This window comes from Streptococcus viridans (assembly GCF_900636365.1).
Classification (GTDB): Bacteria; Bacillota; Bacilli; order Lactobacillales; family Streptococcaceae; genus Streptococcus; species Streptococcus viridans_A.
Map to the genome: position 1 here is coordinate 731,339 of NZ_LR134266.1, position 26,718 is coordinate 758,056.

Here is a 26,718-nt window from a genome sequence, read left to right on the forward strand (position 1 = left end):
GAGACGGAAGGCTCAAATCTAAGGTATGGAATCCCAAAGGGAGTCGCTACCGTCCGTCCTCACTTAAGGAAAGTCTCTATAAAAAAATGAATATTTACTTAAAACCAGCAAGCCTCGTTTGCTGGTTTTGATTTTACAGGTGGCATGATATAATATACTAAGAATAGAGAAAGAGGCATGCTATGAACGAAATCAAGTGCCCCAACTGTGGGGAAGTCTTTACAGTCAACGAAAGTCAATACAGCGAACTCTTGTCACAGGTACGGACAGCTGAGTTTGACAAGGAAATTCATGAGCGGATTCGGCAAGAGTTGGCTTTAGCTGAGCAAAAGGCCCTTAATGAACAGCAAGAGAAGTTAGCAAAGAAGGACCAAGAAATTGCCCAGTTACAGAACCAGATTCAACAGTTTGATACCGAAAAAGAATTGGCCAAAAAAGAGGTGGAGCAAACGGCTAGCCAAAGTCTGCTAGAGAAAGAAAAAGAAGTTCAACAACTTGAGAATCAGCTGGCGACCTTGCGCTTGGAGCATGAAAACCAACTGCAAAAGACACTGTCTAATCTAGAGAAAGAAAGAGATCAGGTCAAAAATCAGCTCCTTTTACAAGAAAAAGAAAACGAGCTTTCTCTGACTTCGGTGAAACAAAACTATGAGGCCCAGCTTAAGGCGGCTAATGAGCAAGTTGAGTTTTACAAAAATTTCAAGGCCCAACAATCAACCAAGGCCATTGGGGAAAGTCTGGAGCAGTATGCGGAGAGTGAGTTTAACAAGGTTCGTAGCTTTGCCTTCCCTAATGCCTATTTTGAAAAGGACAACAAGGTCTCTGCACGTGGGTCTAAAGGGGACTTTATCTTCCGTGACTTTGATGAAAATGGGCTGGAATTCATTTCCATCATGTTTGAGATGAAAAATGAAGCGGATGGAACTGAGAAAAAGCATAAGAATGCAGACTTTTACAAGGAGTTGGATAAGGACCGTCGAGAAAAGAACTGTGAGTATGCTGTTTTGGTAAGTATGCTTGAAGCTGATAACGATTACTTCAACACAGGGATTGTCGATGTTAGCCACGAGTATGAGAAGATGTATGTGGTGCGTCCTCAGTTCTTTATCCAACTGATTGGGCTCTTGCGTAATGCGGCTCTTAACTCTCTTAAATACAAGCAAGAACTAGCACTTATCCGTGAGCAAAATATTGACATTACCCACTTTGAAGAAGACCTAGACGCCTTCAAGGTTGCCTTTGCTAAGAACTACAATTCAGCCTCTGTCAACTTCGGCAAGGCTATTGATGAAATCGACAAGGCCATCAAACGGATGGAAGAGGTCAAGAAATTTCTGACTACATCAGAAAACCAACTCCGCCTCGCAAACAATAAGTTGGACGATGTCTCCGTTAAGAAATTGACTCGGAAGAATCCAACTATGAAAGCAAAGTTTGATGCCTTGAAGGGGGAATAATTTTTGTATTCAGCTAAGAACGCTACCTTGTCCATAAATGGGAAAACCATGGACTATGTGACATTTGGAAAAGGAAATCAACCTCTGGTGATTATACCAGGATTGGGTGATGGACTACAGACGGTTAAAGGTATGGCTATGCCTTTTTCAATCACATACCGTATACTTGCCAAACGTTACAAAATTTATGTTTTTTCTCGAATCAATGAGTTGAGGCAGGGCTATACAACACGGGATATGGCAGCAGATGTAGCAGAAGCAATGGAGACACTAAATCTAGAAGATGCTTATGTTATGGGGATTTCACAAGGTGGAATGATTGCTCAATGGCTAGCTGTAGATTTTCCAGAAAGGGTTCAAAGGCTCATACTAGCTGTGACAACAGCGAAGCCTAGTCAACTTGCTAGAGAACGAATTGAGCATTGGAAAAAACTCAGTCAATCTGGAAATTTTAAGCATCTCATGCTGGATATTGCACAACACTCCTACACTCAAAAGAGCTATCAAAAGTGGCGGTTGCTTTATAATATTATGGGTCGCTTGGGACGAATTAAGGATAAGAAACGAATTGCCATTCAATCTCAGTCTTGCCTTACTCACAATAGCCTTGAGATCTTAAAGGACATTCATTGTCCGACCTTTGTCCTTGGTGCACTTGAAGATGATGTGATCGGTGTGAATGGATCCAAGGAACTGGCAAAAGCGATTTCGGGTTGTCAGCTCCTTATTCTAAAGCATTCTGGGCATGCTCTGTATGAAGAGAATAAAGTATTTCAAGAGGCTGTCTGTGGATTCTTAAACTAAAAAAGCTGGAATTTTCCAGCTTTTTTATGTTAGTTAAATCGCAAAGAGATCGTTTAAGTTTTCTGCCATGGTTGGGTGGGTAAAGATTTGTTTTGCGATGTAAGTATAAGGAATCTTGTTGTCCATGGCCATGGTGATCAGGTTGATGAGTTCGCCTGCAGCTTCTCCAAAGAGAGTTGCTCCAAGGATTTCTTTGGTTTCTGGATTGACCACAGCTTTGAAGGCACCTCGAAGGTCTGCATTGACATGGCCACGTGGCATGGCAGCAACTGGCAATTCTTTGACAGCCACTGGAAGTCCTTTGTCACGTGCTTCTTGCTCAGTCAAGCCGACTTGGGCCAATGGAGGAGCAATGAAGAGTGTTGTCGCATAGTTTCCGCGTGTTTCGAGATTGTAGCTACCATCTCCTGTAAGGTAGTTGAAGACGATGCGGAAGTCATCGAGGGACATATAGGTGAACTGAGGCCCACCATTGACATCCCCAACTGCAAAGACACCAGGGACGCTGGTTTCCAAATGACGGTTGACTTGAATCGCTCCACGATCAGTAACTTGGATATCTGTGTTCTCAAGACCAAGACCAGCTGTATTTGGTTTACGTCCTGTTGCGTAGAGAAGAATATCAAACTCGAAGTCTCCCTTATCGGTTACAAGGGTTAAGCTAGCTTCACCATCTTTGATTTCTTGGGTATGAACGCCTTGCAAGAATTGAATACCATCTTTTTCAAGGTAGCCTTTTGCAAGAGCTGCAATGCTTGGCTCAATCCGTGGCAAGAACGCTTCAGAAGCATCCAGTACTGTTACTTGGCTACCCAAGGTATTGTAGAGGTGGGCAAATTCCAATCCGATTGGTCCACCACCAAGGACGCCCAGGCGTTTAGGTAGATTTTCCAAACGTTGAATACCGGTTGAATCCACTGCAAACTTGCTTTCAGCCAGTCCTGGGATTGGAAGGATAGTTGGCACCGCACCAGTATTAATAATAATGGTTTCAGCAGTCAATTCTTCCTTTTCATCTCCAGCTTGAATTTCAATGACCTTGTTGGAAACGAATCGAGCAGTCGCGTCGATAATGTCTACACCAGTTCCAGCAATAGTTGCGTAGTTCTTGCCGTTGAGACGAGTAGTGACCGCATTTTTTTCGCTCATAGCTTGTTCAAAATTCAAGCCTTTTTCTGCTGCGACGATCAAGGTCTTAGTTGGAATACAAGCGATATTGATACAAGTACCACCATACATAGACTTGCTCTTTTCAATCAGAGCAACTTTTTTTCCTTGGCTTGATAATTTCGCTGCAAGTGTTTTACCAGCTTTACCAAATCCAATAACAATAACATCATACATTAACATATGTTACACCTTCTTTCGCTTTCTATTGTATCAAACCCATTTTAAAAAGTCTGAAATCTGCTACGGGATTTTTTTGAAGCTCATGGGAAGTGGGAAAGAGGGACAAGAAGTCTCGTTTTTTACTGTAAAAAATTAAAAAAAGAGCCAAAAGAACGCAAGCCACGCAAAGCAAAGCGGTTCAAGTAAGGCTCTGGTAGGTTGGGGCGAAAGCCCCTTAGACCTACCATGATTATATCATATCGATCAAAGAAATGAAATATTTACCAAAAGCCATTACCTGGCTACGGTCCGGAAAGAAGCGATTTGAAGATTTAAGTATAGAAACAGTAAGTAAGGTTCAAATTGGCTAGATAAAAAATAAAAAGGTTGTTTATTCAGCCTTTTCTATTTTCTGTTATAACGGCAATCGAGTGACTACGTAATTGACTACGTTTTTATTCGTTTGAGCATTATCTGACAGTACCTAAAATATAGTAAAATCAACTATCCGCACTTAATTGGTAACTGATAGAATGTATTTAATTTTCATGGTATAATAAAGGGTCGGTGACTAGGGTGGTCACACATGAGATAGAAAGAGCAATTCTAATAGACGGAATTATCAATCTAAAAAAAGAAGCAGGGATGACTTCACATGATGTGGTCTTTAAACTGCGGAAAATCTTAGGAACTAAGAAGATTGGCAATGGAGGGACTCTGGAGCCGGATGTGGTGGGAGTGCTCCGATTGCCGTAGGAAAAGCGACCCGGATGGTTGAATTTATGCAGGATGAGGGTAAAATCTACGTGGGAGAAATCACTTTGGGATTTTCTACCACGACGGAAGATGCCAGTGGGGGTTAAAAGGAGACTTTCAATCTGCCATGGAAAATATGTCCAAGTATAATTTGAAAAAAATTTGGGGTAGATTAAGAGACGATACATTTCTAATATCAAGCTTTGAGCTATTAAAAGTTTGCATTCATCTTCAAGATGCACAAGATATTGCTTTCTTTGAGGAACAATTGTCCAAGGCGCCAGATTCGAAAGATGGTAAGGCAAAACTCGTTGCTCAAGCCATAAAAGATATCGTGTTTAATCAAGAAGTGAACGACTACTTCGACACTGCCGAATCAGAAAGTAATCTAGCTCGAATCATGTTCTCTTATTACGGAGCTCTCAATGCCCAATTAATAGGAGATGAAGCTCGTGCTCGTAGTTTGTTTGAAAGCATCGCCCATGAAAATCCAGAACTATTTTATGTTCAGGAAGCGCAGAAATATTTAGAAGGAGAAAACTGATGTCGGAACGTAGAGCTTTACCGATTGGGAGTGTTGTTCGGGTGAGAGAAGGTGTGGAGCCTGTCATGATTGTTAATCATTGTCCAGATACTAAAAAGCAGAGGCAAAAGTGAAACTAGGACCATTTGGATTGGGCTTATTAATAGGGGGGTAAAACATGGAAATACAATTAAAATTACGTGGAAACTCAGAAGGATTTATCCTTGAGTCAAAATTACCTGATGATGAACATTGGACTGAAAGAATTGAAATCGTTCAAGAAGATGAAGGTTATCGTCTATATGCAAAAGATGTAGAAATTCTAGTCTTGAAAGTATCAGAATTCATTTCTAAGAAGAAAAGAATAGTCGCAAGAGGGTTAAATAAGGATTTGATTTATTATGAAGAAAAAAGATTTGAACATTTATGGGAACAAGCATACTGGCATGGAGTTTTTCAATTTAATTTAAATAACTATGAAATGACGAGTGTAGGTTCAGGTAGCAAAGGAGATATTTCACCTGTCACAAAAGATGGCATTCCGATTGCCGTTAATGCTGCAAGTAATATTGCAATTGCTGGAAAGAGAAACTTTTCTCTCTATACTGAAAATATTGACGAAATTGACAATTTACTGATGTTTTACGTAATTGATTATATTAGGGGATATGACTTTTTAGATATTGATTCTTTATCTGCAAGATATCGTTTCTTTTATCAATTCGATGATCGCTCAGCTATAACGAAGGAACATTTAGATATGCTTCCAGAGGAGAGAAGACCTTCTAAGTTAGAGGCGTTTATCATTTATTTTTTATCAGCCTTCCTTGTTGTGGGTGTAAGCTTGGTATCATTACGCCCTTTGTTCGCATTTTTAGTAGGATTACTAATACATTATATTTATACTATCTTAAAGAATTGGAGAGACAGAGGTGAATAGTAGGGTATTTACCTATTGATTTATTATTGATACTACATTAAAAGAAATATTAAAAAGGTGCCAATAGCCTAATTAAAGGCATGAGAGGATGGTTTAAATGATACTGGAACGAATGAAAAAAATTTTATTAACCACATGATGAGAAAGGAAATCAGAAAGCAAACATGAACGGTATTATCAACTTAAAAAAAGAAGCAGGCATGACTTCGCATGATGCGGTTTTTAAATTGCGTAAGATTTTAGGGACTAAGAAGATTGGCCATGGTGGGACCTTGGATCCTGATGTGGTTGGCGTTTTACCTATTGCAGTTGGTAAAGCTACGCGCATGGTAGAGTTTATGCAGGATGAGGGCAAGGTCTACGAGGGGGAAATCACTCTTGGCTATTCAACGACGACCGAGGATGCTAGTGGGGAAGTTGTCGCAGAGACTCCTGTTTTGTCTCCGCTGGATGAAAAGCTTGTTGATGAAGCGATTGCGAGTTTGACTGGTCCTATCACTCAAATCCCACCAATGTACTCGGCTGTCAAAGTCAATGGTCGCAAGCTCTATGAATATGCGCGTGCAGGTGAAGAAGTGGAACGGCCTGTGCGGCAAGTGACCATTTATGACTTTACGCGTACCAGTGATATTGGCTACGAGGAAGGCCTGGCCCGTTTTCGCTTCCGGGTCAAATGCAGCAAGGGGACCTATATCCGGACCTTGTCGGTGGACCTTGGTCAAAAGTTGGGTTATGCAGCCCATATGTCTCATTTGACTAGAACCAGTGCCGCTGGTTTGTCATTAGAAGATGCCCTAACCCTGGAAGAAGTGGCTGAAAAGGTAAGTCAAGGAGATTTGAGCTTCCTTCACCCACTTGAGATTGGAACCGGGGATCTGGAAAAAGTGGAGCTGACAGTAGAAGAGGTCGGCGAAGTCCAAGTGGGACGCTTTATTCCAGTTGAGAGCGAAGCCAGAGAGTTAGCTGCTTTTTACCAAGAGAAATTGATAGCCATTTTAGAAAAAAGGGAAGAACTTTACAAACCTCGCAAGGTTTTTCTGACAGAAAGTGTGTTACAATAAATTTATGAACATTTGTTATGTAACTAGTGAAAAAGAAATAAAAGCTCAAGCAGATGCCGTTCTTGTCTTGGGCTATTTTGACGGTCTTCATCGTGGGCATCAGGAGCTCTTTCGGACAGCTCGCACCATTGCCGATGAGCAAGGACTTCGAGTAGCTGTTTTGACCTTTCCAGAATCTCCAAAATTGGCTTTTGCCCGTTACCAACCAGAATTACTCCTCCACCTCCAAAATCCAGAGGAGCGTTTTAAACGAATGGAAGAACTTGGAGTCGATGATCTTTATCTCATTGATTTTACCAGTGATTTTGCGGCTCATACAGCTGAAGAATTCGTTGCTACCTACCTAACAAGACTTCGAGCGCGTGTCTTAGTGGCAGGCTTTGATTATAGCTTTGGTAGCGACAAGAAAGTAGCTAGTGATTTGGAAACCTATTTTAAAGGCCAAGTCATAGTGGTTCCACCTGTCCTAGACCAGGGCGAAAAAATCAGCTCAACTCGTATTCGGCAGGCCATTGCATCAGGCCAAGTGAAAGAAGCAGCTGATCTTTTAGGCTATCCCTTATCCAGCCGTGGTATCGTAGTCCATGGTGATGCACGGGGTCGTACCATTGGTTTTCCAACAGCCAATCTGGCGCCTATCGATCGCACCCATCTCCCTCAGGATGGTGTTTATGTCGTCGAAGTAGAAGTGCTGGGGAAACGTCACCGTGGGATGGCTTCTGTAGGGAAAAACTCCACCTTTGATGGGACGGAGCTTCGCTTTGAAGCCAATATCTTTGATTTTTCAAAAGATATTTATGGGCACACCATTCGGATTTTTTGGTTAGACAAGATTCGAGAAATGGTCAAATTTGACAGTGTAGAAGCTCTTGTAGAGCAACTACGCCAGGATGAGATTTTGGCTCGTCAATGGACAAATTAATTTTTGTTAGAAATTCTCCCTTAAGGGGAGAATTTTCTTTGTCTAAATTAAAAAATCACTATGCAAGCACGGAATAATTTTGTATAATAGAGTCAGCTAAGTGTGTCCAAAAAAAGAAGAGAAGAACATGATTACATTATTTTTGTCTCCGAGTTGTACATCCTGTCGGAAGGCCCGGGCTTGGTTAGAAAAACATGAGGTTCCTTTTAAGGAACACAATATTATGACGAGTCCTCTAACAACTGAGGAGTTGCGTAATATTTTAGCTCTAACTGAGAACGGTACAGACGATATTATTTCAACTCGTTCTAAAATTTTTCAGAAGTTAAATGTTGATGTAGAGGATTTATCGATTTCTGCTTTAATCAAGTTGATTGAGGAAAATCCTAGTCTTTTGCGTCGACCAATTATTCTAGACAAGAAACGGATGCAAATCGGTTTTAATGAGGATGAAATTCGCGCATTTCTCCCTCGAGGATATCGTAAGGAAGAGTTAAGATCTGCTACATTAAGAGCGGAGATCCATTAATATGAATAAGAATTATAGTTACCCACTCGATTTATCGTGGAGCACTGAAGAGCTTGCTTCGGTGCTTTCTTTTTTTAATCAGGTTGAACAAGCCTATGAACAAAAGGCAGATGCTCGTATCTACCTAGAAGCCTATAAGGCCTTTAAGAAAGTTGTCCCAAGTATTGGCGAAGAAAAGCGTCTGGGCAAGGAGTTTGAAGAGGTCAGCGGCTACTCACTTTACCGCGCAACCAAAGCCGCGAAAGAAAAAGGGGAAGGATGGTTTTCGATTGATCAATAAATTAGAATTTGCTAAGACCATTGTCAAAGAAGCAGGAAGCTATCTAAGAGAACACTTACATGACCAGCTAGCAATTACAGTCAAAACAAATCCGACGGATTTGGTGACTCAGATGGACCAAGAAGTGCAAGCAACCCTGGTTGGCAAGATTTTAGAAGCCTATCCAGAAGACCACATTTTTGCGGAAGAGGATGACCTTCGTGCACCTATTCGTTCCGGTAAGGTCTGGGTCATTGATCCCATTGATGGGACCAATAATTTTGTGACCCAAAAAGAAGATTTTGCTGTTATGGTTGCCTATTTTGAAGAAGGTCTTGGCCAGTTTGGCTTGATCTATGATGTCATGCGCGACCATCTCTTTTTTGGTGGAAAGGATTCTGGAGTCTTTTGCAATGACAAAGAACTGAAACCCTTTCAAAATCGGCCTCTTGGGGACTTATTAGTGGCTTCTAATGTCGGCATGCTCAAGTCCAACGCCTGGGGTATGGCTGATCTGGGAGCAGAGTGCTTGGGAATTCGGGTCTACGGGAGCGCTGGTATCAGCTTTACCAAGATTCTATCTGGTGGCATGTTAGGCTACTTTAGCTATATCTGGCCTTGGGATTATGCCGCTGCAGCTATTATGGGCGAGTGCCTCGGATACTCAGTCTTGACCTTGGAAGGGAAAGAACCTAACTATGAGACCTTGGAGCCTATCATGATGGTCCCAACTTGTAAACTAGATGAGATTCAACCTTTTTTGACGAAAGGAAAAGACGCATGACCTTTCCTCAAGGATTTAAAGAAAAGTATACCCAATTACTTGGAGAGGAGGCCGAGGCTTTCTTTCAAACCTTTGACGAGCCGGCCGTATCTGCCTATCGAACCAATCCGTTAAAGGCGGAGCAAATCAGAGGTAATGAGCCTATTCCAGGTATGCCTTGGAGTTACTATGGTAAGGTGTCGGGAAAATCCATTGCCCATGTCACTGGACTGGTCTACTCACAAGAACCTGCTGCTCAAATGGTAGCCCAAGTTGCGCATCCAAGTCCGGGTATGAAGGTCTTGGATCTTGCGGCAGCCCCTGGCGGGAAGACGACCCACTTGCTTTCTTATTTAGACGATCAAGGACTTCTCGTTTCTAATGAAATTCACAAGGGTCGCTCCAAGATTTTGGTCGAGAATGTCGAACGTTTTGGGGCTCGTAACGTCGTGGTGACCAATGAATCAGCTGAGCGCTTGGCAAAGGTTTTTCCAGCCTATTTTGATCTGATTGTTTTGGATGCTCCGTGTTCTGGTGAAGGAATGTTCCGGAAGCAGCCAGATGCCATGGACTACTGGCACCCAGATTATCCAGCTCAATGTGCTGGTCTTCAAAGAGAAATTTTAACAGATGCTATCAAGATGTTGGCACCAGGTGGACAGCTAGTTTATTCGACCTGTACCTGGGCACCGGAAGAGAATGAAGAGATTATCTCTTGGCTCTTAGAAGAATATGAGTTGGAATTGCTACCGATTGAAAAAATCAATGGCATGGTAGAGGGGATCGGCTATCCTGAAACAGCCCGGATGTATCCCCATCGTTTCAAAGGGGAAGGGCAATTTGTTGCTAAATTCCTTTATCGGGGAGAGCCTGAAGTTAAGAAGATCAAGGAAGGACGTTCCAATCTAACGGCTGAGCAGAAGAAACTGTGGCAAGCTTTTGCCAAGGACTGTTTAGCCATTGATTTAGAGGGTCTCTACCAGTGTTTTGGAGATCAGCTTTATCTCTTACCTGTTGGTCTCCCTGATTTAAAAAAGGTCAAGATTGCTCGCAATGGATTGCACCTTGGAACCTTTAAGAAAAATCGCTTTGAACCTAGCTTTGCTTTGGGCCTAGCTCTGAAACCAGATCAAGTGAAGAAATCGGTCAGCTTGTCGGATCCAGACTTTATGAAGTACGTGGCTGGAGAGACTATTCAGCTAGATCAAGACTACCCAAATGGTTGGTATCAGGTCCTGGCTGGAGGCAATGGTTTAGGTTTTGCAAAAGTGACTGGACGGACCTTAAAAAATTTCTTTCCTAAAGGTTTGAGATTTAGATAAATTATTAGGAAATGCCGTCTTTCTATGTTATAGTGGAAATAGAGTGATTCTTGCTAGAATACTAGAAGATAACAAGTGTTTAGAGATAAGATTTAAACGATATTTGATTATGATTCAAGGAGACTTACATTGAATAAATGCAAAAAGCTAGTCCTTGGGCTAGCAACAGTAGCACTTGCAGCTTCTCTTTCTGCCTGTGCGTCTTGGATTGACCGTGGAGAAGCGATTACAGCTGTTGGATCAACAGCCCTACAACCGCTCGTTGAAGGGGTGGTAGATCGTTATATTGAAGAGCATCCCGGTAAGATTGTTAATGTCCAAGGGGGTGGATCTGGTACAGGTCTTTCTCAGGTCCAATCAGGAGCTGTCGACATTGGAAATAGTGACCTTTTTGCAGAGGAAAAAGATGGCATCGATGCTTCTAGCTTGGTGGATCATCAAGTAGCAGTAGCAGGAACAGCCATCATTGCGAACAAGGGGATTTCCGTAGACGATTTAACTACTGAACAATTGCGTAAGATTTTTACTGGTGAATATACCAACTGGAAGCAATTGGGTGGTGAGGACTTGGAAATTACCATTGTGAACCGGGCAGTAGGATCTGGTAGCCGTGCTGTATTCGATGACATCATCATGGACGGCAAAGACCCTAAACAGGCTCAGGAACAGGATTCCAACGGAATGGTGAAGAACATTGTTTCCCAGACTCCAGGTGCCATTTCTTATCTGGCCTTTACCTACGTGGATGATAGTGTCAAAACCATGAAGTTAAATGGCTATGAACCAACTAAGGAAAACGTAGTGAATAATAACTGGCCAATTTGGTCCTATGAACACATGTATACCAAGGGTGAGCCAAGTAAACTGGCAAAGAAATTCTTGGATTATATGATGACAGATGAGGTCCAGCAGGAAATCGTTGGTAAGATGGGCTATATCCCAATCAATGATATGAAAGTCAGCCGTGATCTTGACGGTAACATTACGAAGAAATAAGAAGAATTAGGTAAAACATGAACGAAGTAGCAAAAAAAATGCTCGCAAAGTCCAATAATTCTCGTTTGGAAAAATTTGGTAAAACCATTACTTTCTGCTGTATGAGTTTGATTGTCTTTGTTGTAGCTTTGATTTTGATTTTTGTAGCCCAAAAGGGATTATCGACCTTCTTTGTCAACAAGGTTAATGTCTTTAGTTTCCTTTTTGGATCCACTTGGAATCCGTCAGGGAAAGAATTTGGGGCTTTGCCAATGATCTTGGGTTCCTTCATTGTAACCCTTTTGTCTGCCTTGGTGGCGACGCCTTTTGCCATCGGTGCGGCAGTCTTTATGACAGAGGTTTCTCCAAAGGGAGCTCGTCTCTTACAACCAGCCATTGAGTTGTTGGTAGGGATCCCTTCTGTTGTTTACGGATTTATTGGTTTGCAAGTGGTGGTTCCATTTGTTCGTTCCATCTTTGGTGGGACAGGGTTTGGAATCTTGTCAGGGGTCTTTGTCCTCTTTGTCATGATTCTTCCAACTGTGACCTTTATGACAACAGACAGCTTACGGGCAGTACCTCGTCACTATCGGGAAGCGAGTATGGCTATGGGAGCGACTCGTTGGCAAACCATCTGGCATGTCACCTTAAAGGCTGCTCGCTCCGGTATTTTTACGGCAGTTGTCTTTGGAATGGCGCGTGCTTTTGGTGAAGCCTTGGCTATTCAGATGGTAGTCGGAAACTCAGCGGTTGTTCCAACATCTTTAACGACTCCAGCTTCCACCTTAACCTCTATTTTGACTATGGGTATCGGAAATACCGTTATGGGAACAGTTAACAACAACGTTCTCTGGTCACTTGCCTTGGTGCTCTTGCTGATGAGTTTGGCATTCAACAGCGTTATCAAATTGATCACGAAAGAAAGAGGTAAGAAGAACTATGCACGCTAAAAAAATAGATAAGATAGCAACAGGAATTCTCTATGCTATTGCTGGAATTATTGTTACGATTCTTGCCTCTTTGATTCTCTATATCCTGGTTAGAGGGTTACCGCATGTGTCTTGGACCTTCTTGACCAGCAAATCCTCTTCTTACCAAGCAGGTGGAGGGATTGGGATTCAGCTCTATAATTCCTTCTTCCTCTTAGTCATTACCTTGATTATTTCCTTCCCACTTTCTTTGGGGGCAGGGATCTACTTGTCAGAGTATGCCAAGAAGGGCCCATTGACCAACTTGGTTCGGACCTGTATTGAGATCTTGTCTTCTCTCCCATCGGTCGTAGTCGGTCTCTTTGGCTACTTGGTCTTTGTAGTGCAGTTCCAATATGGCTTCTCGATTATTTCTGGAGCCTTGGCCTTGACGGTCTTTAACCTGCCACAGATGACGCGGAACATTGAAGATAGTTTGCAAAACGTCCACCATACACAAAGAGAGGCAGGACTTGCGCTTGGGATTTCTCGTTGGGAAACCGTGATTCACGTGGTGGTACCGGAAGCTTTACCAAGTATCATTACGGGTGTTGTACTAGCTTCTGGACGGATTTTTGGGGAAGCAGCGGCCTTGATTTATACAGCCGGTCAGTCTGCCCCAGCCTTGGATTGGAGTAACTGGAACCTCTTTAGTGTGACCAGTCCGATCTCTATTTTCCGTCAAGCAGAAACACTAGCAGTCCACATTTGGAAGGTCAATAGTGAAGGAACCATTCCAGATGCTATTGAAGTATCCGCTGGATCTGCAGCAGTTTTGTTGATCTTCATTTTGATTTTCAACTTTGGAGCGCGTAAGCTCGGTACTTACCTCCATAAGAAATTAACCTCAGCATAAAAGGAGAAGAAATGTCAAAGTACAATTGGGATGAGAAACATATCATTACTTTTCCTGAAGAAAAAGTGGTCCTTTCGACCAAAGACTTGCATGTCTACTATGGTTCAAATGAATCCATCAAGGGCGTGGATATGCAGTTTGAGAAGAATAAAATCACAGCTTTGATTGGTCCTTCTGGATCTGGAAAGTCCACCTATCTTAGAAGTTTGAACCGGATGAACGATACCATTGATATTGCGCGTGTGACTGGTGAGATCTGGTATGAAGGGATCGACGTCAACCGTCCTGATATCAATGTCTATGAAATGAGAAAACATATCGGGATGGTCTTCCAACGACCAAATCCCTTTGCCAAGTCCATCTACCGCAATATTACCTTCCCTCACGAACGTGCAGGAGTCAAAGACAAGAAGGTCTTGGACGAAATCGTAGAAAAATCCTTGAAGCAAGCAGCCCTCTGGGATCAGGTTAAGGATGACTTGCACAAGTCTGCTTTGACGCTCTCAGGAGGTCAACAGCAACGCCTTTGTATTGCCCGTGCCATCTCCGTCAAACCAGAGATTTTGCTCATGGATGAGCCGGCTTCAGCCTTAGATCCTATCGCAACAGCCCAGTTGGAAGAAACCATGCTGGAGTTGAAGAAGGATTACACTATTATCATCGTGACCCACAGTATGCAACAGGCTGCTCGTGCTAGTGATTATACAGGATTCTTTTATCTAGGCGATTTGATTGAGTATGATAAAACAGCCAACATTTTCCAAAATGCAAAACTACAATCAACCAACGATTATGTATCTGGTCACTTTGGATAGGATTTGGTAACATAGAAACAACATAAGGATGAAAACATGACAGAACCAATTTTGCAAGTCAAGGACTTGTCGGTTTATTACAATAAGAAAAAGGCACTGAATAGTGTGTCACTGGATTTCACCCCTAAAGAAATCACGGCTTTAATCGGTCCTTCTGGATCTGGGAAGTCTACCTTGCTCAAGGCTATTAACCGGATGGGAGATTTGAACCATGAGGTGACGACGACAGGAACCGTCCTCTATAATGGTCATAATATCTATAGTCCACGGACGGATACGGTGGAGCTCCGTAAGGAAATCGGGATGGTCTTCCAACAGCCCAACCCCTTCCCTATGTCTATCTATGACAATGTCACCTATGGACTCATGATTAATGGAATCAAGGACAAGCAAGTCTTGGATGAAGCGGTCGAAACCTCTTTGAAAAACGCTTCTATTTGGGATGAGGTCAAGGATCGCCTTCATGATTCAGCAATCGGGCTTTCAGGGGGGCAACAACAACGGGTTTGTGTGGCGCGTGTCCTAGCAACTAGTCCAAAGATTATCCTCTTGGATGAGCCAACCTCAGCCTTGGACCCGATTTCTGCTGGAAAGATTGAAGAAACGCTTTATGGGTTGAAGGATCGTTACACTATGCTTTTGGTGACCCGGTCTATGCAACAAGCCAGTCGGATTTCGGATAAGACAGCCTTTTTCTTGGATGGGGACCTCATCGAGTATGATGACACCTCAAAAATCTTCTTGAACCCTGCTCGTAAGGAAACAGAAGATTATGTATCAGGGAAGTTTGGATAAGAAAGGGAAAGTAAATGTTACGTGTACAATTTGAAGAAGATTTAGAAAAACTTCATAACCAGTTTTATGCTATGGGAAATGAAGTCTTGACTCAGATCAACCGCACGGTTCGAGCTTTTGTCACTCATGACCGGGATCTGGCACGCCAGGTTATCGAAGATGATGCGGAGATTAATGAATATGAAGTGAAGTTGGAGCGCAAATCCTTTGAGATGATTGCCCTTCAACAACCTGTTTCTCAGGACCTTCGGATGGTCATGACAGTCTTAAAAGCTGTATCTGACGTAGAGCGGATGGGAGACCACGCTGTGTCCATTGCCCGTGCAACCATTCGTATGAAGGGAGAACTTCATAGTAAGGTTGTAGAGGAAGAAATCAGCAAAATGGGTCGAGAAGTCAAAGACTTTGTCGAAGCAACCTTGGAGCTTTACTTAAAAGGGGATGTTGAAACGGCCTATGAAGTAGCAACTCGCGATGAAAAAATTAATGAGTACTATGATCGTATTCAAGAGTTGGCAACGGAAGAAATCAAGCATAATCCTGACTTGATTATCACTGGTCGGGATTATTTCCAAGTGATCAATTACTTGGAGCGTATTGGTGATTATGCTAAAAATATCTGTGAGTGGGTTGTCTACTTCGAAACAGGAAAAATTGTGGAATTATAAGAAAAGAAAGTCTGAGGTCATCATCTCAGACTTTATTTTTTATAGATCTGGTTTTGCCCCCCTCTTACCTTACAGTTAGTAGGATTTATGTTAGAATAGAAGATGATAAAAAATGAAGAAGGAGTTACTCATGCAAGCAGTTGCACATTTTATTGATACATTTGTACCTGAGCACTATGATCTATTCTTAGATTTAAACCGCTCAGACAAAACTTTCTCGGGGAAAGTGACCATAACTGGAGAGGCAAAGGAGACTCGCATCTCTCTTCATCAAAAGGATTTGACCATCGAATCTGCTCAAGTAGATGGGCAAGATTGTGCCTTTACAGTCAATGATGAGGAAGAAGCGGTCTTTGTCGAACTTCCTGCTACAGGTAAAGTAAACCTTACCCTCACTTATACAGGGAAAATTACCGATAATATGACTGGGATCTATCCGTCTTATTACACAGTAGATGGCGTTAAAAAGGAAGTGATCTCTACTCAATTTGAAAGTCACTTTGCTCGTGAAGCCTTCCCAAGTGTGGATGAACCAGAAGCCAAAGCGACCTTTGATTTGGCTGTGAAATTTGACCAAGAAGAAGGAGAAATCGTTCTTTCTAACATGCCTGAAATCGATGTTGAGACTCGGAAAGAAACAGGTATTTGGAAGTTTGATACGACTCCTCGTATGTCATCTTATCTCTTGGCCTTTGCGGCTGGAGATTTGCAGGGTGTGACAGCTAAGACCAAGAATGGAACCCTAGTCGGTGTCTACTCTACCAAAGCTCATCCATTAGAAAACTTGGATTTCTCATTAGATATTGCCGTTCGTGCCATTGAATTCTACGAGGACTATTACGGAGTGGCTTACCCAATCCCTCAATCCCTTCATATCGCCCTTCCAGACTTCTCTTCAGGAGCTATGGAAAACTGGGGCTTGGTAACCTACCGCGAAGTCTACCTCCTTGTAGATGAGAACTCGACAGCCCAAAGCCGTCAAACAGTAGCCTTGGTCGTAGCTCACGAATTGGCTCACCAATGGTTTGGTAACCTCGTGACCATGAAGTGGTGGGATGACCTCTGGTTGAATGAAAGCTTCGCCAATATGATGGAATATGTCTGCTTGGATGCCATCGAACCAAGCTGGAATATCTTTGAAGACTTCCAAACAACAGGTGTACCTGCTGCATTGAAACGCGATGCTACAGATGGCGTTCAATCCGTCCATGTAGAAGTGAAACACCCAGACGAGATCAACACCCTCTTTGACCCTGCAATCGTTTACGCTAAGGGTAGCCGGCTCATGCACATGCTTCGCCGTTGGTTAGGCGATGATGCCTTCCGTAAAGGTTTGAAGATCTACTTTGAAAAACACCAATACGGCAATACCATCGGTCGTGACCTTTGGGATGCTCTTGGTCAAGCTTCAGGTCGTGATGTCGCAGCCTTTATGGATTCTTGGTTGGAGCAACCAGGATACCCTGTTGTCTCAGCTTCTGTAGAGAACGACACCTTGATCATCCGTCAAGAGCAGTTCTTTATCGGAGAAAAAGAAGAAAAAGGTCGCAAGTGGGTTGTTCCTTTGAACAGCAACTGGACAGGTATTCCAGATACCTTAGAAACAGAAGTCTTAGAAATTCCAAACTACAGTGCCTTGAAAGTGGCTAATAGTGGTGCTCTTCGCTTCAATACAGAAAATACGGCTCACTATATCAGTGATTACCGTGGGGAATTGTTGGAAGACATCCTTACTGACCTTGCGAACTTGGATAGCACTTCGAAATTGCAAGTGGTTCAAGAACGCCGTCTCTTAGCGGAAAGTGGTCAAATTTCTTATGCAAGCCTCTTGCCAGTGATTGAACACTTGACAGAAGAAAGTTCCTTCTTGGTTGTTTCTGCTGTTTCGAGCGTCTTAAGTGGAATCAGTCTCTTTGTGGATGAAGGAACTGAAACAGAAGCTGCCTTCCATGAGCTGTTGAAACGGATGAACCGTTATAACTTTGAACGCTTGGGACTAGAAGCTAAGCCAGGTGAAGCAGAAGAGGACGAAAAAGTTCGTCAACTAATGATTGCTAACATGATCAAGGCCAATGACGAAGCTGCACAAGCACAAGCGAGTGCCATCTTTGAAGCTCATGCATCTGATCTAGAAAAACTTCCAGCTGCTATTCGTATGCAAATATTGATTAACCAAATCAAGCATCAGGAAACCAAGGCGCTTAGCCAGCAATACCTAGATACCTATGTGAAGACAGTGGATGGAAACTTTAAACGCCAGTTGGCTGCAGCTCTTTCTTACACCAAGGATGCGGAAACCTTGGAAGCTCTATTGAAGGAGTGGAAGAACAAGGATGTGGTGAAACCTCAAGACTTGGCTATGAGCTGGTACTTCAATTTCTTGCAGCATGACTTTACCCAAGGTAGAACCTGGACTTGGGCGCGTGAGAACTGGGACTGGATCAAGAAGGCACTCGGTGGTGATATGAGTTTTGATAAGTTTGTCATCTACCCAGCTAACTGTTTCAAGACCCATGAACGATTGAATGAATACAAGGCCTTCTTTGAACCTCAATTGGATGATATGGCGATTAGCCGCAATATCAAGATGGGAATTAAAGAAATAGCGGCTCGTATCGATCTTATTGAGCGGGAGAAAGCAGTTGTTGAAGCAGCCCTTCTAGCAACAAAATAATGAAAAAAGCTCCTAGAGAGTGCTTTGCAGATCTGCAAACCTCTCTAAGAGTTTTTTATTTTGCTTTTTTGAAATAAGGTAAATGTTTAAGATTTCGATAAAGAATGACCGCGAAAATTGTTGTTAACGTCATCTTAATCAAATCTGGCACCACAAAAGGTAAGACGACAAATTTTACTGCGAAATCTAAAGATTTATGGGCAATGAGCATAAAACCTAAGGCACCTCCAATAAAGAGAACGACTTCTCCTAAAGCGTTAGCAAGAAAAATACGAATGGGTTGTCCTTTTTGGCCAGCAAAGATTGAAGTCACCAAAGCACGAAGGGGAAAGAAGAAAAGGAATCCAGCAGTGGGACCGTAGAAGGAGCTGATGCCTCCGTGACCACCTGCAAAGACGGGGAGGCCAATGGCACCTAAGAGGAGGTAAATGAGAACGGAAAGGGTGGCTTCTTTTGGACGGTAGATGCTGGCGATCAATCCAATCGCTAAAGTCTGAAGCGTGATAGGAATGGGTCCAAGTGGGATTGTAAAAGGGGATAGGGCAGCAATCAAAGCTGCTCCAAGAGCAATTAATGTCATTGATTCTATTTTTTTCAAAACAGTAAACCTCACTATATTTTTATGGTAACTATTCTACAAAAAATAAGGCAAGCCTGTCAAGTCCTCTTTTCAGCTGTGACAAATGTCTCCTTAATCATTTTAGGAAAGTTTAAGAAAAAATTTAGTCACTGTTAAGGAAAAGCCTGTAAACTATCCCTATCTAAACAAAGGCCTTGTTTAAATAAATAATTTAAGGAATTGAAAGAATGCAAGCTTCGAATGAACAAAAGCAAGAAAGAACTGAAAAAATGATTGTCGTTAAGAAAAGTCCTAAGTGGTGGGCAACTGCCGCAGCAACAGGAGGACTCATCGTTGGGATGACTAGTGGATTTGGATTGGGAATGTTGGCGACAGCCAATACGACTCCTCAACGCCAACAAGCAACAGTCGCTACACAAAATGGCAACCAGCCTGCCCAAAATCCTCAAGGACAAAACAGCCAGGGAAATAATCAAGGACAGGATGGACATTCTAACTCACAAGGTCTTAATGGCCAAAATGGTGGACCAGGGCAAGGCCAAATGAACGGCCAACCACCTCAAGGAGGCGGGTCACAAGGGGGCCAAGGACAAGATGGATTTGGTGGAGGACCAGATGGTATGCCACCGCAAAATGGTCAAAACGGTGGACCAGGACAAGGGAATAGGAATGGTCAACCTCCACAAGATGGGATGCCTCAAGATCAAGAGGGAAACCAACAAAATAGGAACTCCAATAAAAAGTCCTCTAAGAAGTCCTCTTCGAAAAAAACGTCAAGCAATACAAAACATTCATCAAAGGATGAGACAGGGACAGCGGGCTAAGAAAAAACTTGAAATCGCTATCTGAATGCTACTGAATGAAGCCCGGTCATGTTATAATAGAGTAGAAAATACTCATCATCCCTGTATGGAAGAATGAGAAGGAGAAAGTAAAGATGATTAAGATTTTATTAGTCGAAGACGACCTTGGTTTGTCTAATTCAGTTTTTGATTTTTTAGATGATTTTGCGGATGTCATGCAAGTCTTTGATGGGGATGAAGGTCTGTATGAGGCTGAAAGTGGCATCTATGACCTCATTTTGCTAGACCTCATGCTTCCTGAAAAAGATGGTTTCCAAGTTCTGAAAGAATTGAGAGATAAGGGTGTCTCCACTCCAGTATTGATTATGACAGCCAAAGAGAGCTTAGACGATAAGGGCCATGGTTTTGAGCTAGGTGCAGATGATTATCTGACCAAGCCATTCTACTTAGAAGAACTCAAGATGCGAATCCAAGCATTGTTGAAGCGCTCTGGTAAGGTCAATGAAAATACCCTTTCGTATGGGAATGTGACCGTTAATCTCTCGACTAACTCTACGCTTGTTGAAGGAAAAGAAGTAGAACTATTAGGAAAAGAATTTGATCTCTTGGTCTATTTCCTTCAAAATCAAAATGTTATCCTGCCAAAAACACAAATCTTTGATCGACTTTGGGGATTCGATAGTGATACAACCATTTCGGTTGTCGAAGTGTATGTTTCTAAGATTCGTAAGAAGTTAAAAGGAACAGACTTTGCAAAAAATCTCCAAACATTGCGTAGCGTGGGGTACATTCTGAAAGATGCTCAATAAAATTAAAAAAACTGTCAATGCGGATGACTTTTCTTATTTCATCCGCTATTTCGGACTCTTTACCTTAATTTTCTCAACCATGACCTTGATTATTATTCAAGTGATGCGGTCAAGTCTGTATACAACGGTTGATGAAAATTTAAAGATGCTGAGTAAAGATCGTTATTCTATTATTAGCTTGGCCAATCGTACAGGAAATGGGATGGGAAGAGACGAACCAGATGATGACCGACTAGAAGATGATGAGCCTGATCCTGAGGATGGCCCTAGACCATCGGTCACTTCCAATAGTACTGCCATCCTCTTGAATGATAATTTTGAAAATGTAACGACGGATAATGGTTTCCTAGATCTAAAAACAGTAACTTTTAGTCGCGGTTATTTAAACAAGATCAAACAGATTCAAATTACCAATCATTATAAGCAAAAAGAAAGTTACCGAGCTTATTTGGTAGATATTGACCCCGATGATTATATCGATGGGGTGAAATACGCCGTAATCATGACCAATATCAGCCAGTTGGAGCAGACCAGTGAAAAACACGAGAGCCAAATCGCCTTGGTCATGATTTGCTTCTGGGGCATTTCCCTCTTTGCAAGTATCTTCCTGGCTAAAATGAGTGTGAAACCTCTCTTAGAGAGCATGAACCGGCAAAAGGCTTTTGTCGAAAATGCCTCTCATGAATTGCGGACACCTTTAGCCGTTTTGCAAAATCGTTTGGAGACCCTGTTCCGAAAACCAGAGGCAACGATCATGGAATCCAGTGAGAACATCGCCTCCTCTTTGGATGAGGTTCGCAATATGCGCTTACTGACGACCAATCTCTTAAACTTAGCCCGTCGAGATGATGGGATTAAACCGGAGTTTTGTGAAATCCCTCCCTCTTTTTTCGACCAAACCTTTGCCAATTATGAAATCATTGCCGAGGAAAATGATAAAATCTTCGAGTATGAGAATCAGGTCGAAAGAAGTCTGGTGTCTGACAAGGTCCTACTGAAGCAGCTGATGACCATTTTGTATGACAATGCCCTCAAATACACAGAGGAAGAAGGAAAGATACGGTTTGTCGCCCAATTCAAGGATCGCTATCTCTATCTTCGGGTAGAGGATAATGGACCAGGGATTTCAGACGAAGATAAAAAGCGGATATTTGATCGATTCTACCGAGTGGATAAGGCGCGGACGCGTCAAAAGGGTGGTTTTGGGTTAGGACTGTCCTTAGCCAAGCAAATCGTAGAAGCCTTTAATGGTACCATTACTGTTCGAGATAACAAGCCTAAAGGTGCTATTTTCGAGGTCAAACTAGCAACCAAGTCAGATAGTAAAAAGAAATCAGGTTCTAAATCAACAAAAAACAAGTAAGAGAGTGGGACAGAAGTCCTAGTCTCTCAATTGTCTTTGGATTGTCGAGCAAGACGCAGTGGTTGAGTGGGCTCTACTACGCTGATTTCATCAGCTTTTACAGTCCTATTCAACTGTGCGGAGGTGGGACGACGAAGTCGAATTCTAACGAATTACCGATTCTGTCCCACTCTCTTTTTCATCCATTTCAAATAATCGCTATTTTTGTTTGACTAGTGTATAATAGTAAAAAAGAAAGAGGTGTCTTATGGCTTCAAAAATGTTACACACTTGTTTACGAGTGGAGAATTTAGAAAAATCAATTGCTTTTTATGCAGATGCGTTTGGATTTAAGGAATTGCGTCGCAAGGATTTTCCTGAATACAAATTTACGATCGTCTATCTTGGCATAGAAGGAGATGACTATGAGTTAGAATTAACTTACAACTATGATCATGGTCCTTATGTCATTGGTGATGGTTTTGCCCATGTTGCCTTAAGTACCCCAGATCTTGAAGCCCTTCATGGAGAGCATAAGGAAAAAGGTTACCAAGTAACTGATCCAAAAGGATTGCCAGGAACGCTTCCAAACTATTACTTTATTGTGGACCCAGATGGCTACAAAGTAGAAGTGATTCGTGAAAAGTCCTTATAATCAGCATCATATAACATGTGATAAAGAGCAGGCGAGAATTGACCTGTTCTTTTTTTGTGCATGAAGATGGCCTCTAGGGAGTGACAAGAGATAGGACAGGATTGATTCTATTTTCCTACTATTTTTTAGGTTTTATTTTCTAGATTCTAGAGTTTTCTCCTGTTTTTTTAGTGATAAAATTGCTATAATAAGAGTATGAAGAATTCCTACTTGAAAATGTTTATCCTCATTATTCTAAACCTCCTTTTTATCGGAGGAATTTACCTAGCTTATCAGAAGATTGAGGAAGCACGCGCCATCAAAAATTATAATCAACAGTTTTCCAAAGCTGTCCGGGAAGAAGAAGCAATTGAAAAAGACAAGGATACCAGCCTTCAAAAAGGAATGGTTGGTCAAACATATGTCGCGGCTTACTACCCGAAAAATAATGAAGAACCCATCGCAGTGGTTAAAGAGAGAATTTTGGCTGACGTTGGCTCTCTTCCCCAAGAAGAGAAGAATAACCAGCAAGCAAAAGAGCTTTTGTTCTACCATACCGAACGTTCAGAAGACCCATTTGTAGGGGTTCATCCTTATCAGATGAAGAAGACCCAGTACAAGTGGAAAAATGGCAAATTCATTAAAGATGGGATTGACAAACTACCTCTCCTCTATCTAACGGATGAGGGGACGGTCTTCCAATTTTCCCAATTGTTTACGAATGCAGATCTAGCCAAAGAAATTCTTTTGACAGAATTGCGTTCTCAGCTGGTCTTCCTACAGTTAGGGGAAGATCGAATTGAAGAGCTAATGCAAGCTGTTTCAGCAAGTGATATGGCAGGCTGGCAGTTCACCTACAATCAAGGGGTTCTTTCTATTACCCTTCCAGTTACTATTGAGGGCATGGAAACCTTCGATGTACCCCTTTCGAAGCTCTATGATGTGATTGATTCTACTCGTCTGAATCCCGGAGATCTTCAAGCTTATGAGGCCTACCAAACTCAACGTCATGCTAAGATGGTTGCCTTAACATTTGATGATGGTCCAGATCCAACGACGACCCCTCAAGCCCTGGATATCCTCAACAAGTACCATGTTAAGGCTACTTTCTTTATGCTTGGGAAGAATGTCTCGGCCTATCCTGAAGTGGCTAAACGGGTACGTCAGGAAGGACATGAAATCGGAATCCATACCTGGAATCATCCTGTCTTAACCAAGTTGCCTTTGGAGTCTGCCCAAAAAGAAATCATGGATACGAAGGAAGTGATTCAAAAGGTCACAGGAGTGCAAACGAAGATTACTCGTCCGCCTTATGGTTCGATTAATAGTGCCATTCAATATGCCGTTGATCAGGCCTTTATCATGTGGGATGTGGATACATTGGATTGGAAGACCCACAATACACAAGCCATCTTGGCAGAAGTGAAAAAACAAGTCAAACCAGGATCGATCATCCTGATGCACGATATTCACCAAACATCTATTAATGCTCTTCCAGCCGTGATTGAATACCTTCAATCGCAAGGCTACACCATCGTCACGGTTGATGAACTCTTAAACCACCAAGTGGAAAGTCATCGCCTCTATTACAATCGTAATTAAAAAAATCGTTCGTAGATTTACGAACGATTTTGAATGTAGACAAACTATTGTTTTACATAAAACACCGGGATGATTTTCAAAAATTGACTTTTATTTTTTAATCATTTAAGAATATGAAAAACTTTCCGCTGTGAGAAAAATGCCTGAAACACAATTGTTTCAGGCACTCGGGAGTTTTGAAACTTTAGGTTCAAAACTAAGTCATGGAACTTCTACGAAGTTCGCTGACGTCCGTACTCACTTAAGGAAAGTTTTAAAAATGACTTTATCTTCAATCTGAATCGTTCGTAATGATACGAACGATTTTCTTATTCTTCCCCTATATAAAGTTGAGCTCCTTTGAGAACCAGGGGACGAACGGCGGTTAATTTTTTCAAACTTTTTAATTCTTCTGGGTGGCTGACCAAGGTGATGACATAGCCCTCTTTACCCATGCGTCCGGTACGTCCAGATCGGTGGATGTAGGTTTCGGTATCTCGAGGGACTTCATAGTTGACGACACATTCTAGAGAGTCAATATCAATTCCTCGTGCCACCAAATCTGTTGCAAGAAGGAGTGTCAGCTGGTGGTCCTTAAAGCGTTCCAGAATGACTTTTCGGAACTTGACATTAACGTCACTAGCAAGTGAGACGGCGCTAACTTCTCGGTATTGGAGTTTTTCTTCGGCGCTTCCTAGGTCTGACAAGCTGTTGAAGAAAACGAGGCCACGAAAGTCTTCGACATTGGAGAGTTTTCTGAGGAGTTCAACCTTTTCTCGCTTATCCACTTCCATATAGAAGTGCTGGATATTGTCCAAGTTTTGTCCTTCCACTTGAATGGTTAGAGTATTGGGTTCGATTTGTTCTGGATCAAACTTGGTCGTTGCACTCATATAGATAAATTGATGATCTCGGGGCGCGTAGTGGCAAATCTTATCGACAAAGTGATACTGAGAGTCGCTAAACAGTTGATCAAATTCATCCAGGATGATGGTATCAACATTCATCATCTTGATTTTCTTTAACTTGATCAATTCAAAAATACGGCCTGGAGTTCCAATGAGAATTTCGGGTCCCTTTTTGAGGCGTTCGATTTGCCGTTTTTGACTAGAGCCTGAAAGGAAGAGTTGGGCACTGAGTCCAAGAGGTTCCGCCCATTGTTTGGCAACATCAAAGATTTGTCCGGCCAATTCTGTATTGGGTGATAGGATCAACAATTGTTGTGCTTTTTTAGGTTTTAGCTTGAGAAGACTAGGGAAGAGATAGGCCAGGGTCTTTCCGGTTCCTGTCGGGCTGACTCCAAGCACGTTCTCCCCTTGGGTGATCGGCTCAAAGAGGCGTTCTTGGATTTCAGTCAGTTGCTCAAAGCCGAGGGTTTTGAGTTGCTCTTGCCAAAGCGGTGGAAATGCTAGTGTCATATTAATGTTCGTCCTTAAAGTGTATTCCAGCATCTTGGCGCATAGCGTAGAGGGTTTGGTGAACCATCTGTCCTGTTTGAAGCCAAGTCTGGTAAAGTGTCTGGTTACCTTCTGTCATTATACTTGCAAAGGCCTGAGCTTCTTCCAGCATGTTATGAGAAGCAGGAGTAATCGGAAGTTGGTAACTAGTTCCAGAATGATCTTGAAAGAAAGCCTGACTAACGGCTTCGATTCCACTTAAGAAAAGGGTGCCGTCTGTCGTGTAAATTTCAGCAGGAAGATTGCTGGTCACATCTTTGCCGGCTTGAATGCCAATGACAAAGTCAGAATAAACCAAGCTACCATGTCCGTTCAAATCGATTGAATTAGGCAATTGCCGCGCTTGATAAGTTACTGATTCAGGTTGACCAAAGAGGCCGATTGCAAAGTAGAGAGGATAGACTCCCAAATCCATGAGGGCTCCACCCGCAAATTGGTCGGAGAAAATATTGGGAGTATTTCCTTTCAAGAGCTCGGGCATTTTAGAAGAGTATTTGGCATAAGTCATGTGGCCACCCAAGATGGTCTTGTCTTTGAGAAAGTCTTGGATGATCTCAAAGGCTTTTTCATGATAGTTGCGAGCGGCTTCAAATAGATAGACCTGGTGCTCCTTGGCTAATTTAACCAACTCTTTCCATTCCTTGGGAGTGGTGACAGCTGGTTTTTCAAGGATGACATGTTTCTTAGCCAAGAGGGCTAACTTTGCCTGAGGATAGTGGAGTGAATTGGGACTAGCAATGTAGATGACATCTAGGTCACTATCTAAAAAGGCAATCAGGTCATCATAGAGGGCCACTTGTTCATAAGGTTGGGTGAAACTACGAGCTTTCTCCAAGGTCCGTGAATAGACCGCTCTTAACTCATACTGGTCTGTTTCTTTAGCTGCAGCAAGGAAGGAATGGGAAATGGCACTGGTGCCGATGATACCGAGTTTCAGCATGGCAGCTCCTTTCAATCAGGTATTTACTGGTTTCATTATATCATGTTTCATCCTAAAAAGATGGAATGGGCCTTTCTAATTGGGACGGAGGATAGGAGGGAAGGTCTTCTTAGAAGGTTGATGAAAATCCTTAGAAAAAAGGTTTAAGTCGTGGTC

At 42.4% G+C, this 26,718-nt stretch carries 26 protein-coding genes and 2 pseudogenes; 24 read left to right on the forward strand and 4 right to left on the reverse strand.

All coding sequences use genetic code 11. The annotated features are described in order from the left end of the window. Positions 1-182 precede the first annotated feature (182 nt). Both EL081_RS03925 and EL081_RS03930 read left to right on the forward strand, forming a co-directional pair. The gene (locus EL081_RS03925; RefSeq protein WP_126404048.1) at positions 183-1,457 is read left to right on the forward strand and encodes a DUF2130 domain-containing protein; all 1,275 of its coding nucleotides are present in this window, start codon (positions 183-185) and stop codon (positions 1,455-1,457) included. Positions 1,458-1,460: 3 nt separating this feature from the next. Further along, on the forward strand, positions 1,461-2,261 hold the full coding sequence (locus EL081_RS03930; RefSeq protein WP_126404049.1) for an alpha/beta fold hydrolase: 801 nt from the start codon (positions 1,461-1,463) through the stop codon (positions 2,259-2,261). Between the two features lie 33 nt (positions 2,262-2,294). Here the strand turns inward: EL081_RS03930 and EL081_RS03935 are convergent, their stop codons facing one another. Next, complete coding sequence (locus EL081_RS03935; RefSeq protein WP_126404050.1) at positions 2,295-3,611, reverse strand: FAD-containing oxidoreductase; 1,317 nt, start codon at positions 3,609-3,611, stop codon at positions 2,295-2,297. A 588-nt stretch (positions 3,612-4,199) separates the two neighbouring features. Between EL081_RS03935 and truB (EL081_RS03940) the strand changes: the two are divergent. From truB (EL081_RS03940) to EL081_RS04015, 17 genes and pseudogenes are all read left to right on the forward strand, one after another. Next, positions 4,200-4,447: pseudogene (truB, locus tag EL081_RS03940) on the forward strand (tRNA pseudouridine(55) synthase TruB); the annotation flags it as partial. Positions 4,448-4,449: 2 nt separating this feature from the next. Continuing rightward, positions 4,450-4,890 (forward strand): annotated as a pseudogene (locus EL081_RS03945) (hypothetical protein); the annotation flags it as partial. After that, positions 4,890-5,003, forward strand: coding sequence for a DUF4176 domain-containing protein (locus tag EL081_RS10040; RefSeq protein ID WP_223363364.1), 114 nt, complete (start codon positions 4,890-4,892; stop codon positions 5,001-5,003). The pseudogene EL081_RS03945 and the gene EL081_RS10040, both read left to right, overlap by 1 nt. A 44-nt stretch (positions 5,004-5,047) precedes the next feature. Beyond that, positions 5,048-5,809: a hypothetical protein gene (locus tag EL081_RS03950; RefSeq protein ID WP_126404051.1), complete on the forward strand. Its 762-nt coding sequence runs from the start codon at positions 5,048-5,050 to the stop codon at positions 5,807-5,809. Positions 5,810-5,973: 164 nt separating this feature from the next. Then, positions 5,974-6,870, forward strand: a complete 897-nt coding sequence (gene truB, locus EL081_RS03955) for a tRNA pseudouridine(55) synthase TruB (RefSeq protein WP_126404052.1) — start codon at positions 5,974-5,976, stop codon at positions 6,868-6,870. Between the two features lie 4 nt (positions 6,871-6,874). Next, positions 6,875-7,792 (forward strand): bifunctional riboflavin kinase/FAD synthetase, encoded by a 918-nt coding sequence (locus tag EL081_RS03960; RefSeq protein WP_126404053.1) that lies wholly within the window; start codon positions 6,875-6,877, stop codon positions 7,790-7,792. A gap of 127 nt (positions 7,793-7,919) precedes the next feature. Further along, positions 7,920-8,321, forward strand: coding sequence for a Spx/MgsR family RNA polymerase-binding regulatory protein (locus tag EL081_RS03965; protein ID WP_040803090.1), 402 nt, complete (start codon positions 7,920-7,922; stop codon positions 8,319-8,321). A gap of 1 nt (position 8,322) precedes the next feature. Beyond that, positions 8,323-8,601 (forward strand): UPF0223 family protein, encoded by a 279-nt coding sequence (locus tag EL081_RS03970; RefSeq protein ID WP_048689976.1) that lies wholly within the window; start codon positions 8,323-8,325, stop codon positions 8,599-8,601. Next, entirely contained in the window at positions 8,591-9,364 is a 774-nt protein-coding gene (locus tag EL081_RS03975) for an inositol monophosphatase family protein (RefSeq protein ID WP_126404054.1), read from the forward strand. Before EL081_RS03970 ends, EL081_RS03975 begins: the two co-directional genes overlap by 11 nt. Beyond that, positions 9,361-10,665 (forward strand): RsmF rRNA methyltransferase first C-terminal domain-containing protein, encoded by a 1,305-nt coding sequence (locus EL081_RS03980; protein ID WP_126404055.1) that lies wholly within the window; start codon positions 9,361-9,363, stop codon positions 10,663-10,665. Before EL081_RS03975 ends, EL081_RS03980 begins: the two co-directional genes overlap by 4 nt. A 129-nt stretch (positions 10,666-10,794) precedes the next feature. After that, entirely contained in the window at positions 10,795-11,661 is an 867-nt protein-coding gene (locus EL081_RS03985) for a phosphate ABC transporter substrate-binding protein PstS family protein (protein ID WP_126404056.1), read from the forward strand. Positions 11,662-11,678: 17 nt separating this feature from the next. Next, a complete protein-coding gene (gene pstC / locus EL081_RS03990; protein WP_006596571.1) occupies positions 11,679-12,590 on the forward strand; it encodes a phosphate ABC transporter permease subunit PstC in 912 nt (303 codons plus the stop codon). Further along, on the forward strand, positions 12,580-13,464 hold the full coding sequence (gene pstA, locus EL081_RS03995) for a phosphate ABC transporter permease PstA (protein WP_061563816.1): 885 nt from the start codon (positions 12,580-12,582) through the stop codon (positions 13,462-13,464). Before pstC ends, pstA begins: the two co-directional genes overlap by 11 nt. An 11-nt stretch (positions 13,465-13,475) precedes the next feature. Beyond that, on the forward strand, positions 13,476-14,279 hold the full coding sequence (gene pstB, locus EL081_RS04000) for a phosphate ABC transporter ATP-binding protein PstB (RefSeq protein ID WP_048689960.1): 804 nt from the start codon (positions 13,476-13,478) through the stop codon (positions 14,277-14,279). Positions 14,280-14,315: 36 nt separating this feature from the next. Further along, positions 14,316-15,074, forward strand: coding sequence for a phosphate ABC transporter ATP-binding protein PstB (gene pstB / locus EL081_RS04005; protein WP_126404057.1), 759 nt, complete (start codon positions 14,316-14,318; stop codon positions 15,072-15,074). 14 nt (positions 15,075-15,088) lie between these two features. Beyond that, a complete protein-coding gene (phoU, locus tag EL081_RS04010; protein WP_126404058.1) occupies positions 15,089-15,742 on the forward strand; it encodes a phosphate signaling complex protein PhoU in 654 nt (217 codons plus the stop codon). A gap of 130 nt (positions 15,743-15,872) precedes the next feature. Next, the gene (locus EL081_RS04015; RefSeq protein ID WP_126404059.1) at positions 15,873-18,416 is read left to right on the forward strand and encodes a M1 family metallopeptidase; all 2,544 of its coding nucleotides are present in this window, start codon (positions 15,873-15,875) and stop codon (positions 18,414-18,416) included. Positions 18,417-18,471: 55 nt separating this feature from the next. On the opposite strand, the gene EL081_RS04020 is transcribed toward EL081_RS04015, so the two are convergent. Further along, a complete protein-coding gene (locus EL081_RS04020; protein ID WP_126404060.1) occupies positions 18,472-19,014 on the reverse strand; it encodes a biotin transporter BioY in 543 nt (180 codons plus the stop codon). 209 nt (positions 19,015-19,223) lie between these two features. On the opposite strand from EL081_RS04020, the gene EL081_RS04025 reads away from it, so the two are divergent. The 5 genes from EL081_RS04025 (at position 19,224) to EL081_RS04050 (ending at position 24,186) form a co-directional block, all read left to right on the forward strand. Then, entirely contained in the window at positions 19,224-19,820 is a 597-nt protein-coding gene (locus EL081_RS04025) for a hypothetical protein (protein WP_126404061.1), read from the forward strand. 113 nt (positions 19,821-19,933) lie between these two features. Further along, the gene (locus tag EL081_RS04030; protein WP_006596563.1) at positions 19,934-20,608 is read left to right on the forward strand and encodes a response regulator transcription factor; all 675 of its coding nucleotides are present in this window, start codon (positions 19,934-19,936) and stop codon (positions 20,606-20,608) included. Then, the gene (locus EL081_RS04035) at positions 20,598-21,971 is read left to right on the forward strand and encodes a sensor histidine kinase (RefSeq protein WP_126404062.1); all 1,374 of its coding nucleotides are present in this window, start codon (positions 20,598-20,600) and stop codon (positions 21,969-21,971) included. The genes EL081_RS04030 and EL081_RS04035 overlap by 11 nt, the downstream gene beginning before the upstream one ends. Before the next feature lie 247 nt (positions 21,972-22,218). Continuing rightward, positions 22,219-22,605, forward strand: coding sequence for a lactoylglutathione lyase (gloA, locus tag EL081_RS04045; protein ID WP_126404063.1), 387 nt, complete (start codon positions 22,219-22,221; stop codon positions 22,603-22,605). Between the two features lie 195 nt (positions 22,606-22,800). After that, complete coding sequence (locus EL081_RS04050) at positions 22,801-24,186, forward strand: polysaccharide deacetylase family protein (protein ID WP_126404064.1); 1,386 nt, start codon at positions 22,801-22,803, stop codon at positions 24,184-24,186. A gap of 308 nt (positions 24,187-24,494) precedes the next feature. Here the strand turns inward: EL081_RS04050 and EL081_RS04055 are convergent, their stop codons facing one another. Then, positions 24,495-25,583, reverse strand: a complete 1,089-nt coding sequence (locus tag EL081_RS04055; RefSeq protein ID WP_164555431.1) for a DEAD/DEAH box helicase — start codon at positions 25,581-25,583, stop codon at positions 24,495-24,497. 1 nt (position 25,584) lies between these two features. After that, positions 25,585-26,562 carry a Gfo/Idh/MocA family protein gene (locus EL081_RS04060; protein ID WP_126404066.1) on the reverse strand — a complete coding sequence of 326 codons (978 nt, stop codon included), beginning with the start codon at positions 26,560-26,562 and terminating at the stop codon, positions 25,585-25,587. Positions 26,563-26,718 lie beyond the last annotated feature (156 nt).

Excerpts from the sequence above, each read along its gene's own strand:
- EL081_RS03925 (WP_126404048.1), top strand. The coding sequence starts at position 183 with ATGAACGAAATCAAGTGCCCCAACTGTGGGGAAGTCTTTACAGTCAAC.
- EL081_RS03935 (WP_126404050.1), bottom strand. The coding sequence starts at position 3,611 with ATGTTAATGTATGATGTTATTGTTATTGGATTTGGTAAAGCTGGTAAA.
- EL081_RS10040 (WP_223363364.1), top strand. The coding sequence starts at position 4,890 with ATGTCGGAACGTAGAGCTTTACCGATTGGGAGTGTTGTTCGGGTGAGA.
- EL081_RS03950 (WP_126404051.1), top strand. The coding sequence starts at position 5,048 with ATGGAAATACAATTAAAATTACGTGGAAACTCAGAAGGATTTATCCTT.
- truB (WP_126404052.1), top strand. The coding sequence starts at position 5,974 with ATGAACGGTATTATCAACTTAAAAAAAGAAGCAGGCATGACTTCGCAT.
- EL081_RS03960 (WP_126404053.1), top strand. The coding sequence starts at position 6,875 with ATGAACATTTGTTATGTAACTAGTGAAAAAGAAATAAAAGCTCAAGCA.
- EL081_RS03965 (WP_040803090.1), top strand. The coding sequence starts at position 7,920 with ATGATTACATTATTTTTGTCTCCGAGTTGTACATCCTGTCGGAAGGCC.
- EL081_RS03970 (WP_048689976.1), top strand. The coding sequence starts at position 8,323 with ATGAATAAGAATTATAGTTACCCACTCGATTTATCGTGGAGCACTGAA.
- EL081_RS03980 (WP_126404055.1), top strand. The coding sequence starts at position 9,361 with ATGACCTTTCCTCAAGGATTTAAAGAAAAGTATACCCAATTACTTGGA.
- pstC (WP_006596571.1), top strand. The coding sequence starts at position 11,679 with ATGAACGAAGTAGCAAAAAAAATGCTCGCAAAGTCCAATAATTCTCGT.
- pstA (WP_061563816.1), top strand. The coding sequence starts at position 12,580 with ATGCACGCTAAAAAAATAGATAAGATAGCAACAGGAATTCTCTATGCT.
- pstB (WP_048689960.1), top strand. The coding sequence starts at position 13,476 with ATGTCAAAGTACAATTGGGATGAGAAACATATCATTACTTTTCCTGAA.
- pstB (WP_126404057.1), top strand. The coding sequence starts at position 14,316 with ATGACAGAACCAATTTTGCAAGTCAAGGACTTGTCGGTTTATTACAAT.
- phoU (WP_126404058.1), top strand. The coding sequence starts at position 15,089 with ATGTTACGTGTACAATTTGAAGAAGATTTAGAAAAACTTCATAACCAG.
- EL081_RS04015 (WP_126404059.1), top strand. The coding sequence starts at position 15,873 with ATGCAAGCAGTTGCACATTTTATTGATACATTTGTACCTGAGCACTAT.
- EL081_RS04025 (WP_126404061.1), top strand. The coding sequence starts at position 19,224 with ATGCAAGCTTCGAATGAACAAAAGCAAGAAAGAACTGAAAAAATGATT.
- EL081_RS04030 (WP_006596563.1), top strand. The coding sequence starts at position 19,934 with ATGATTAAGATTTTATTAGTCGAAGACGACCTTGGTTTGTCTAATTCA.
- EL081_RS04035 (WP_126404062.1), top strand. The coding sequence starts at position 20,598 with ATGCTCAATAAAATTAAAAAAACTGTCAATGCGGATGACTTTTCTTAT.
- gloA (WP_126404063.1), top strand. The coding sequence starts at position 22,219 with ATGGCTTCAAAAATGTTACACACTTGTTTACGAGTGGAGAATTTAGAA.
- EL081_RS04050 (WP_126404064.1), top strand. The coding sequence starts at position 22,801 with ATGAAGAATTCCTACTTGAAAATGTTTATCCTCATTATTCTAAACCTC.
- EL081_RS04055 (WP_164555431.1), bottom strand. The coding sequence starts at position 25,583 with ATGACACTAGCATTTCCACCGCTTTGGCAAGAGCAACTCAAAACCCTC.
- EL081_RS04060 (WP_126404066.1), bottom strand. The coding sequence starts at position 26,562 with ATGCTGAAACTCGGTATCATCGGCACCAGTGCCATTTCCCATTCCTTC.